The sequence below is a fragment of the Immundisolibacter sp. genome (genome assembly GCF_028696615.1).
GTDB lineage: Bacteria > Pseudomonadota > Gammaproteobacteria > Immundisolibacterales > Immundisolibacteraceae > Immundisolibacter.
In genome coordinates this window covers 1-9,860 of sequence record NZ_JAQVGQ010000087.1, presented here as the reverse complement: position 1 = coordinate 9,860, position 9,860 = coordinate 1, and the positions used below count along the sequence as shown (strand labels likewise).

At 68.8% G+C, this 9,860-nt stretch carries 9 protein-coding genes and 1 pseudogene; 6 read left to right on the top strand and 4 right to left on the bottom strand.

Annotated elements, in window-relative coordinates; all coding sequences use genetic code 11:
• A pseudogene (gene adh, locus PHC73_RS07380) lies at positions 1 to 772 on the bottom strand (aldehyde dehydrogenase); the annotation flags it as partial.
• Between the two features lie 74 nt (positions 773 to 846).
• Between adh and PHC73_RS07375 the strand changes: the two are divergent.
• The 4 genes from PHC73_RS07375 to PHC73_RS07360 all read left to right on the top strand — a co-directional run bounded on the left by PHC73_RS07375 (position 847) and on the right by PHC73_RS07360 (position 5,174).
• A complete protein-coding gene (locus PHC73_RS07375; RefSeq protein ID WP_300126298.1) occupies positions 847 to 1,374 on the top strand; it encodes a peroxiredoxin in 528 nt (175 codons plus the stop codon).
• A 99-nt stretch (positions 1,375 to 1,473) separates the two neighbouring features.
• Complete coding sequence (locus tag PHC73_RS07370) at positions 1,474 to 3,096, top strand: long-chain fatty acid--CoA ligase (protein ID WP_300126296.1); 1,623 nt, start codon at positions 1,474 to 1,476, stop codon at positions 3,094 to 3,096.
• 282 nt (positions 3,097 to 3,378) lie between these two features.
• Positions 3,379 to 4,350 carry a cation diffusion facilitator family transporter gene (locus PHC73_RS07365; protein WP_300126294.1) on the top strand — a complete coding sequence of 324 codons (972 nt, stop codon included), beginning with the start codon at positions 3,379 to 3,381 and terminating at the stop codon, positions 4,348 to 4,350.
• A 152-nt stretch (positions 4,351 to 4,502) separates the two neighbouring features.
• Entirely contained in the window at positions 4,503 to 5,174 is a 672-nt protein-coding gene (locus tag PHC73_RS07360; protein WP_300126292.1) for an NnrU family protein, read from the top strand.
• Between the two features lie 329 nt (positions 5,175 to 5,503).
• Here PHC73_RS07360 and PHC73_RS07355 read toward each other — a convergent pair whose 3' ends face one another.
• Positions 5,504 to 5,920, bottom strand: a complete 417-nt coding sequence (locus PHC73_RS07355) for a carboxymuconolactone decarboxylase family protein (RefSeq protein ID WP_300126290.1) — start codon at positions 5,918 to 5,920, stop codon at positions 5,504 to 5,506.
• A 405-nt stretch (positions 5,921 to 6,325) separates the two neighbouring features.
• Between PHC73_RS07355 and PHC73_RS07350 the strand changes: the two genes are divergently transcribed.
• On the top strand, positions 6,326 to 6,928 hold the full coding sequence (locus PHC73_RS07350) for an outer membrane beta-barrel protein (protein ID WP_300126288.1): 603 nt from the start codon (positions 6,326 to 6,328) through the stop codon (positions 6,926 to 6,928).
• A 168-nt stretch (positions 6,929 to 7,096) separates the two neighbouring features.
• Positions 7,097 to 8,374: a lytic transglycosylase domain-containing protein gene (locus PHC73_RS07345; RefSeq protein WP_300126286.1), complete on the top strand. Its 1,278-nt coding sequence runs from the start codon at positions 7,097 to 7,099 to the stop codon at positions 8,372 to 8,374.
• 9 nt (positions 8,375 to 8,383) lie between these two features.
• Here the strand turns inward: PHC73_RS07345 and thiD are convergent, their stop codons facing one another.
• Positions 8,384 to 9,205: a bifunctional hydroxymethylpyrimidine kinase/phosphomethylpyrimidine kinase gene (thiD, locus tag PHC73_RS07340; RefSeq protein WP_300126284.1), complete on the bottom strand. Its 822-nt coding sequence runs from the start codon at positions 9,203 to 9,205 to the stop codon at positions 8,384 to 8,386.
• Positions 9,206 to 9,264: 59 nt separating this feature from the next.
• Positions 9,265 to 9,860 (bottom strand): glutamate synthase-related protein (locus tag PHC73_RS07335; RefSeq protein WP_300126282.1); only part of this gene is annotated, 596 nt, incomplete at its 5' end.

Sequence of the window (9,860 nt, the reverse complement as noted above, 5' to 3'; positions counted from 1 at the left end):
GGATCAGGTTGGCGGACGCGTACTGCATGATCAGCCGCCCGGTGGTGGTCTCGCCGGTAAAGGCGATCTTGGCGATGCGCGGGCTCGACGCCAGCGGCTTGCCGGCCTCGACGCCAAAGCCGTTGACTACGTTTACCACGCCCGGCGGGATGAGGTCGCCGATCAGCTCCATCAGCACCAGGATCGACACCGGCGTCTGCTCGGCGGGCTTGAGCACCACGCAGTTGCCGGCGGCGAGCGCCGGCGCCAGTTTCCACGTGGCCATCAGCAGCGGGAAGTTCCACGGGATGATCTGCCCGACCACGCCGAGCGGCTCGTGGAAGTGGTAGGCCACGGTGTCGGCGTCGATCTGCGACAGCGCCCCTTCCTGCGCGCGCAGCACGCCGGCGAAGTAGCGCCAGTGGTCCACCGCCAGCGGCAGGTCGGCCGCCAGGCTCTCGCGGATGGGCTTGCCGTTGTCCCAGGTCTCGGCCACCGCCAGCGCTTCGAGGTTCTGCTCCATGCGGTCGGCGATCTTCAGCAGCAGCGCCGCGCGCTCGGCGGGGGCGGTGTTGCCCCAGGCGGCCCGGGCAGCGTGGGCGGCGTCGAGCGCGCGCTCGATGTCGGCGGCGTTCGAGCGCGGAACCTCGCAGAACACCTTGCCGGTGATGGGCGTGATGTTCTCGAAATACTCACCCGACGCGGGCGCCAGCCATTGCCCGCCGATGAAATTGCCGTAGCGGGACTTGAAAGCGACCTTGGCACCGGCGGTGCCGGGGGCGGCGTAACGCATGGCGGACTCCTCCTTGCGGTGTGGGTATGCTGTGCCGGCCATCATACCGGCCCGCCAACCCCACCGGAGACACCATGAAACGCCTGCTGACCGCCTTGTTTCTGCTGGTCGCGCCGGCCCTTGCGGCGGCCGCGGAACCGCCCGAAATCGGCGCCCCGGCGCCGGCCTTCAGCCTGCCGGACCAGACCGGCAAGACGCATGCGCTGGCCGATTACGCCGGCCGTTGGCTGGTGCTGTACTTCTATCCCAAGGACGACACGCCGGGCTGCACCACCGAGGCCTGCAACTTTCGCGACGACATCGCGAGCATCCGCAAGCTGGGTGCCGAGGTGGTGGGCGTGAGCGTGGACGACGTCGCCTCGCACGCCGCGTTCGCCAAAAAGCACAGCCTGCCGTTCCCGTTGCTGGCCGACCAGGACGGCGCGGTGGCGGCGTCCTACGGGGCGCTGCGCGATCTGCTGGTGATGAAAATCGCCAAGCGCGTGACCTTCATCATCGACCCGCAGGGCCGCGTCGCGCAGCGCTATCTGGATGTCGATCCGGACGCGCACGCGGCCGAGGTGCTGGCGGATCTCGAACGCCTGCAAATGGCGGGGCACTGAAAGGAGCAGCGCGTTTTGCCCGATCGGCGGCCTGCTAAGCTGTGCCGCCCGGCGCCCGCCGGCAGTCACTAATGAACGCGATCGCCCGAGGAGACGACGATGCACGGCCTGATGATGAACTACCCGCTGACGCTGACCTCCATCCTGCGGCGGGCCAGGGATCTATTCGCGGACGGCGAGATCGCCACGCGCGAGCCGGGCGGCGTGCACCGTTATACCTACGGCGAGTTCTACGACCGGGTGCTGCGCCTGATGGGAGCGCTCAAGGCCGCCGGCGTCAAACCCGGCGACCGCATCGCCAGCTTTGCCTGGAACCGCTATCAGCACCTCGAGCTGTACTTTGCCGTGCCGTGCCTGGGCGCGGTGCTGCACACGCTGAACATTCGTCTTTCCACCGACCAGCTCACGTACCTGGTGAACCACGCCGAAGACCGCATGATCTTCGTCGACGAGTCGCTCGCCGAGCAGCTGGTGCCGCTGCAGGAGCATTGCAAGGGTGTCGAGCGCTTCGTGGTGATGCGCGAGGGCGGCAGCGACAGCTTCGGCCTGCGCGGCGAGACCGAGTACGAGGACTTCCTGGCCAGCGGCACGCCGGTCACGGAGCTGCCCGAGCTCGACGAGAACACCGCCTGCGCCATCTGCTACACATCCGGCACCACCGGCAACCCCAAGGGCGCGCTGTACAGCCACCGCGGGCTGTATTTGCACACCATGGCCATCGGCATGGCCGACGTGATGGGCCTGTCGCAGCTGGACAGCGCGCTGGTGTTCGTGCCCATGTTCCACGTCAACGCCTGGGGATTGCCGTTCGCCGGGGTCATGTTCGGCAGCAAGCTGGTGTTCCCGGGCAGAAACCCGCAGGCGGCCGACGTGGTGGACCTCATCCGCGGCGAGGAGGTGACGTTCGCCGCCGGCGTGCCGACCATCTGGATGATGGTCGACCAGCATTTGCAGCAGCACGGCGGGGACTTGAAGCCTTTGCAGCGCATCGCCTGCGGCGGCTCGGCGGTGCCGGCGGCGCTGATGCGCGCCTACGACGAGCGCTACGGCGTGCCCATCGTGCAGCTGTGGGGCATGACGGAGCTGTCGCCGCTGGGCACCGTGTCGCGCATCAAGCGCCGCATGCGCAACGCCAGCCCGGAAGAACAATACGCGGCGCGGCTGAAAGCCGGCATTCCGGTGCCGGGCATCGAGATGCGCATCGAGGGCCCGAACGGCGAGATCCTGCCGCGCGATGGCGTGAGCGTGGGCGAGCTGGTGGTGCGCGGCCCGTGGGTGATCAGCAGCTATTACAAGATGGAAGGCTCGAACAAGTCCTTCACGCCGGATGGCTGGTTTCGCACCGGCGACGTGGCGGCGCTGGACCCGGACGGTTACATGCGCATCGCCGACCGGGTGAAAGACCTCATCAAATCCGGCGGCGAGTGGATTTCCAGCGTGGACATGGAAAACACCCTCATGGCCCACCCGGCGGTGGCCGAGGCGGCCGTGGTGGCGCGCCCGGACCCCAAATGGGACGAGCGGCCGGTGGCGTTTTTGGTGCCGCGACCAGGCCGCGAGGCGGAACTGACGCCGCAGGCCGTGCAGGATTTCCTGGCCGCCAGCGGCCACTTCGCCAAATGGCAGATTCCCTACGCCGAGGACATCCACCTCATCGACGCCATCCCGCGCACCTCGGTCGGCAAATTCGACAAAAAAGTGCTGCGCCGGCGCTGGGAGTGAGCGCTTGTGAATTTTTCGAGCTCCGGGAGCACGTCCGGGCGTGTACCGGACGGGCGACGCAAGACATGCGCAGCACGCGCATTTCTTCACCGACTCTGAGGCGAGCGCCGAATGGGTGACCCACGCTCGCCGGCAGGCCCTGGTCGGTCGGTCTGTTAAGGCAATGCTGAAAAAAGTTCCTCGCTGGAATTCTTCAGCTCGCCGCCGCGCGGTGCTCCCTGAATCGAGGGCTTACGCCGTCGATTCAGGCCGGGGCAGCCTGCCCCGGGCGGGATGCGCTGAATGAATCAGCGCATCCTTGACGGCATGGATGCGCACCACCACCATCCCCACGGCACGCTGAGCGACCGGCGCCTGGCGTGGGCCATCGTCATCAATGTGCTGTTGACGCTGGTGCAGATCGGCGCCGGCGTGGTGTCGGGTTCGCTGGGTTTGATCGCCGATGCGCTGCACAACCTGTCCGACGCGGCCTCGATGGGTATCGCGCTGCTGGCGCAGAGGATCGCCCGCCGCCCGGCCGACCGGCTGATGACCTTCGGCTACCAGCGCGCCGAGCTGGTGGCGACGCTGATCAATGCGATCGCCCTGCTGCTGGTGGGCGGCTATCTGCTGGTGGAGGCGGTGGCCCGCTTCGTGTCGCCGCAGCCGGTCGAGGGCTGGCCGGTGGTGATCGTGGCCGGTGTGGCGCTGGTGATCGACACCCTGACGGCGCTCATCATCGCCGGCGGCGCCAAGCACAGCCTCAACATGCGCGCGGCATTTCTGCACAACGTGAGCGATGCGTTGGCCTCGGTGGGCGTGATCGTGGCCGGCACGCTGATCCTGCTCTATGGCCTCACCCTGGCCGACCTGGTCATCACGGTGGTCATTTCGGGCTATGTCATTCACCAGGCGCTCGGGCTGGTGCCGCGTACGGTGCGCCTGCTGATGGGTGCCGTGCCGGACGATCTGGAGTACGACGCCATCGTGGCGGCGCTGCGCGCCACGCCCGGCGTGCGCGGCATCCATCACCTGCACGTGTGGAGCCTGGACGAGCACCGCCGCGCGCTGGAGGCGCACCTGGTGCCGGACACGGACGACCTGGCGGCGTTCGAGCAGCTCAAGCAGCGCGTGCGGGCGGTGCTGCGCGAGCGTTTCAATGTGGAGCACGCCACGCTCGAGCCGTGCCTGGCCGATCATGAATGGGTGCCCATCGTGCGCATGCCGCGCCCGGCACGCGGCGAGCATGCCGACCGGCCGGCGCACCGGCACTGACGACCGGCAGGTAAAGCGCTGCCGCGGGGTTTTCCTGCGGCGGCATGACGGCAGGCAAGGCGTGGCGCCGGACTGGGCGCAGGCGTGACGGACGTGCCGCACAATCGTTCGCTCACCGGTCGACGGCGACCGGTCTTCAGGGAGGAAGGAAAATGCAATCGCTGATCGCCGCCACGGCGCTGTTCCTTGGCATGCATTGGATCGTCTCCGGCAGCCCGCTGCGGGACCTGATCGTCGCGCGCACCGGCGAGGGGCCGTTCAAGGCCGGTTTCGCGCTGATCATCACCGCCAGCCTGGTGTGGATGGGCTGGGCCTATGCGCACGCGCCTTACCTTGAAACCTGGGGCACCGCCGGCGCACTGAAGCCGCTGAGCTGGGTGCTGATGGCGCTGGCCTTCGTGCTGTTCGCCGCCAGCGTCACCGACAAGAACCCGACCACGCTCGGGCGCGTGCCGCCCGATCAGGTGCAGGCGCGCGGCATGGTGCGCGTCACCCGCCACGCCGGGCTGCTCGGGCTCGGCCTGTGGGGGCTGTCGCACTTTCTGGTCAACGGCGACTGGGCCTCGCATTTGCTGTTCGGCAGCTTCGCGTTCCAGGGCCTGATCGGCCCGCTCAACCTCGACCGCAAGTACCGGCGCCGCTACGGCGCCGCCTGGGAGGCGTTCGCGCGGCAGACCTCGTACCTGCCGTTCGTGGCCATCGCGCAGGGCCGCAACCGGTTGGCACTTGGCGAGATCAACTGGATCGCCGTGGCGGTGGGGCTGGGCCTGTATGCACTCACGCTGCGCTATCACGCCGCGTGGTTCGGCGCCTCGCCCTGGTAGCTGGCGCAGCGCGGGCGTGTGCCGCGCTGCCCGAGCGGAAAAATTCCAGGGACGGAATTTTTCCGCATCTGTTTCAGTCCAGGGCAGGATGCCCTGGCATGAATCAACGGTCTAAGCCGTTGATTCATGGAGCGCCGCGCGGGCGTGTACCGCGCGGAGCGAGCGGAAAAATTCCAGGGACGGAATTTTTCCGCATCTGTTTCAGTCCAGGGCAGGATGCCCTGGACTGAATCAACGGCCTGAGCCGTTGATTCATGGAGCGCCGCGCGGGCGTGTACCGCGCGGAGCGAGCTGAAAAATTCCAGGGATGGAATTTTTCCGCATCTGTTTCAGTTACTCACGCCCTGCGCGTCGCGCTCCTTGAACACCTGCTCGAGCACCTTGATGCCGTTGATGGCGGTCGGAAAGCCCACGTAAACGGCTTGCTGCGACACCGCCTCCACCACCTGCTCGCGCGTGCAGCCGATGTTCAGCGCGATGTGCGAGTGCAGCTTCAGTTCCAGCTCGGCGCCGATGGCGGTGAGCACGGCCACGTTCAGCAGCTCGCGCGTCTTGGCGTCGAGGCCCGGGCGCGACAGTACGTCGCCGAGCACGAACTCCATGGCCTGGCGGGCCATGTGCGGGGCGACCTTGTTGAGCGTGTCCATGACCGAGCCGGTCACGCTCGGGCCGTTCGAAAACTCGGCGAGCTTGGCCTGGCCCATCTGGTAGCGGACTTCGTTCACGTAATCGGCGTTGGCGGACATGGGTGTTCTCCTCGTTTATTTGAACGGTTTGCGGTGCGCCCCGGCGGCGCCGTCACACTGTGACACGAATGCCCGTCACGAGGGGGGCGTGGACGCTGCGGGTGCGCCGGCGGCAGGGCGCCTGCGTCGGGCGCCGCGTCGGCTCGGTGCTGCACGCCGGAGATGGCGCTTTTTCGGTGCTTTTGCTAAAATGTAAACCGATCGGTCGGTCAGTCGAATGGCTCGACCGCGCCTGGGGCAGGATGCCCCGGCATGAATCGAGGGCGTGGGCCGTCGAGGAACCGCTGCGTGGGCATGACCCTTGCAGCGGCGAATCGAGAAATTCCACGGCTGGCGTTTTTCAGCGATTCCTCAGATTCATGGACGTGTTTTTTTTCACGCGATCACTCAGGAGCGAAGGAACCCATGAAAAAGGCAAACTTCATCTCGACCCTCGTCGCCGCCGGCACGCTCGGCATCGCCGGAGCCGCGTTGGCAGCGCCCGCCGACACGTCGTCCAGCGCCTGGTTTAACCCCAAGTTCTACCTCGGCGGCGGGGTGAGCTTCGCCAAGATCGACGATGTGACGGTGCACGACACCGCAATCGATACCGGCAAACTGAAAGATTTCGACGACGACCGCTGGACCTGGCAGGCTTTCGGTGGCGTGATGGTGAACCCCTGGCTGGGGGTGGAGGCCGGCTATCTCGACGTGCCGGAATTCGAAAACAAGGGTTTCGATATCGACGGTAACGGCTACACCGCCAGCGTGCTGCTGGCGGCGCCGCTCGGCGAGCGCTTTGCGGTGTATGCCAAGGGCGGTCGCGTGTGGTGGGACGTGGACGTCGACGGGCCGCTCGGCGTCGACAAGAGCGTCGAGGGCAGCGACTGGCTGTACGGGGCCGGCGTGAAGGTCGCCGTGCTGCCGAACCTCAGCCTGCGCCTTGAGTACACGCGTTACGAGCTCGACGACAACGGCGCCGAGGGCGACCTCGATCTGGCCACGGCGGGCGTGCAGTTCAACTTCTGATCCGCCACGGCACGGGTGCGCCGCGCGAGCCGGCGCACCCCGCGTCCGGAGGCCGCGCGAACGATTCGTGACGCGCGGCGCAAGGCGTGCCAGGGGTGCGGCTAGAATGCGGTCACGTTCCGCTTCGCCCGTATCCCAATGTCGCCGCGCCGGTCTTGGTTGGTCGTCTTGCTGTGCTGCATCGGCGCCGTCCGCGCCGACCCGGCGGCGCTGCCGCGTCCGCCGGCGCTCGAGCCGGCTGTGCGGTTCTGGGCCCGGGTGTTCACCGAGGTCGACACCCACAGCGGCTTTCTGCACGACGACCGCCGGCTCGGCGTGGTCTACGAGACCATCGGCTGGTCCGGCGATCTCGACCGCGCCGCCCGGCAGGCGCTCGTCGAGCCGGGGCGTCTGGCCATCCAGAATGCGCTGCTGGCGCGGGCCGACGGCACGGCTGACGCGACCGACCCGCTGGTGCGGCGCGTGCGCGCACTGGGGCAGGGCGCGTCGCCGGCCGAGCTGCGCGCCGCCGCCGTACGGGTACGTTTCCAGCTCGGGCAGGCGGACCGCTTCGCCGCCGCGCTGCGCCGTGCCGGCACTTGGGAGCCGCACATCCGCAGCACGCTGCGTCAGTACGGCGTGCCGCAGGAAATCGGCGCCCTGCCGTACGTGGAATCGGGCTTCGACCCGATGGCCGGCTCGCACGTCGGCGCGGCCGGGTTGTGGCAGTTCATGGCCAGCACCGGGCGGCTGTTTTTGCGCATCGACCAGTTCGTCGACGAGCGCTACGACCCGCACGCCGCCACCGTGGCCGCCGCCAAGCTGTTGCGCGGCAATTACGACGCGCTCGGTACCTGGCCGCTGGCGCTGACCGCCTACAACCACGGCCGCGCCGGCATGCGCCGCGCCGTGGATGCGCTGGGCAGCGACGACATCGCGGTGCTGATCGAGCGCTACGACGGGCCGGCGTTCGGTTTCGCCTCGCGAAATTTCTATCCCACCTTCCTGGCGGCGCTCGAGCTGTCGTCCAAGCCGGAAGCGCATTTCGGGCCGATCGCCAAGGCGCCGCCGGCGCGCATGCAGGAAGTGACCCTGCCGGCCTATCTGCCGCTCGCGGTGGTCGAGCGCGAGCTGGGCGTGGAGCGCGCCGAGCTGCGGGCGCTGAACCCGGCCTTGCGGCGCAGCGTGTGGGACGACGTCCAGTTGTTGCCCAAGGGTTACGATCTACGCCTGCCGGACGACATGCCGGGCGCCGACGCGCGCATCGCCGAGCTGGCCCGGCGGGCCGGGCGGCCGACGCCGCTGACCGTGCGGCGCTATCAGGTGCGCCGCGGTGAGACGCTCGGCGGCATCGCCGCCCGGCATGGCCTGAGCACTCGCCAGCTCGCGGCGCACAACGGCCTGTCGCCGACTGCCAAGGTACGCATCGACCAGGTGCTCAAGCTGCCGGTCAGGGACGCGCGCTGAACGTGCCGGTCAACGCGGTGCGCGCTCCCACCAGGCGTGGAAATGCTGCACCGGCCCGTGACCGTGGCCGACATCGAGCGTGCCGGCGGCGGCGATGGCGGCGGTGAGATATGCCTTGGCCTGCGCCACCGCCCGCGGCACGGCAAGCCCTTGCGCGAGTCCGGCGGCGATGGCCGCCGACAGCGTGCAACCGGTGCCGTGCGTGTTGGCGGTGGCGATGCGGCGGGCCGGAAAATCGGTGAACGCCCGCCCGTCGTACAGCACGTCGGTGCAGTCGTCGCCCGGCAGGTGGCCGCCCTTGAGCAGCACCCAGCGTGGCCCCAGCGCATGCAGGGCGCGCGCCGCCTCGCGCATGGCCGGCAGGTCGGCCGGTGGTTCGCAGCCGAGTAGGGCGCCCGCTTCCGGCAGGTTCGGCGTGACGATGGTCGCCAGCGGCAGCAGCTCGGCTCGCAGCCGTGCGACCGCCGATTCGGCCAGCAGCGCGGCGCCGCTCTTGGCCAGCATCACAGGGTCCAGCACGATGTTGCGCGCCTGCCAGCGGCGCAGGCAGCCCGCCACGGCGGCCACCACGTCGACGTCGCCCAGCATGCCGAGCTTGACCGCATCGACGCGGATGTCCGCGAACACGGCGTCGATCTGCGCGGCGACGAAATCGGCCGGCAGCGGCTGGATCGCCGTCACGCCGCGCGTGTTCTGTGCGGTGAGGCCGGCCAGCGCCGCCATGCCGTACGCGCCAAGCGCCGCGAATGTCTTCAGATCGGCCTGGATGCCGGCCCCGCCGGACGGGTCCGAGCCGGCGATGCTGAGCACGTTGGGGATGGGGCAGCGCATGGGTCAGGGCCAAAGTGGGGCGGCCGCGGCAGTATAGGAGCCGGCGTTCGGCAGGCTCGCTACTGCAAGCGCCGCGGTGGCAGCGGCGGGTACAGCTCATCGAGGCCGATCGAGCGTCCCTCGGCCACCATGATGCGCGCGTGGCGCCGCGTCAGGCCGCGCGGCTCGGCCACGCCGCAGGAGTGGGCGATCATCGCCACCTCTTTTTCCATGTTGCGCGCGAAGTGCGCCACCCGTTCGGCCTTGTCCTCGGGCACCAGGCCGCGCTGCAGGTGCGGGTCGTGCGTGGCGACGCCGGTCGGGCAGGTGTTCTTGTTGCACTGCATGGACTGGATGCAGCCGAGCGCGAACATGAAGCCGCGCGCGGAGTTCACGAAATCCGCCCCCACCGCCAGCGCCCAGGCCACGCCGCGCGGGTTGATGAGCTTGCCGGACGCGATCACCTTGATGCGCTCGCGAAGCTCCCAGGCGACCAGCCGGTCAACCACGCCCGGTAGGCTTTCGGTCAGCAGCATGCCGACACCGTCCATCAGCGGCATGGGCGCCGCGCCGCTGCCGCCCTCGGCGCTGTCCACGGTGATGAAATCCGGCGCCGACTCGATGCCGCGCCGGTGGATGGCCGAGCACAGCTCGTCCAGCCAGTCGAAGTTGCCGA

What these genes read in the sequence shown, in the direction of transcription:
- PHC73_RS07375 (WP_300126298.1), top strand. Translation starts at nt 847, where the DNA reads ATGAAACGCCTGCTGACCGCCTTGTTTCTGCTGGTCGCGCCGGCCCTT.
- PHC73_RS07370 (WP_300126296.1), top strand. Translation starts at nt 1,474, where the DNA reads ATGCACGGCCTGATGATGAACTACCCGCTGACGCTGACCTCCATCCTG.
- PHC73_RS07365 (WP_300126294.1), top strand. Translation starts at nt 3,379, where the DNA reads ATGAATCAGCGCATCCTTGACGGCATGGATGCGCACCACCACCATCCC.
- PHC73_RS07360 (WP_300126292.1), top strand. Translation starts at nt 4,503, where the DNA reads ATGCAATCGCTGATCGCCGCCACGGCGCTGTTCCTTGGCATGCATTGG.
- PHC73_RS07355 (WP_300126290.1), bottom strand. Translation starts at nt 5,920, where the DNA reads ATGTCCGCCAACGCCGATTACGTGAACGAAGTCCGCTACCAGATGGGC.
- PHC73_RS07350 (WP_300126288.1), top strand. Translation starts at nt 6,326, where the DNA reads ATGAAAAAGGCAAACTTCATCTCGACCCTCGTCGCCGCCGGCACGCTC.
- thiD (WP_300126284.1), bottom strand. Translation starts at nt 9,205, where the DNA reads ATGCGCTGCCCCATCCCCAACGTGCTCAGCATCGCCGGCTCGGACCCG.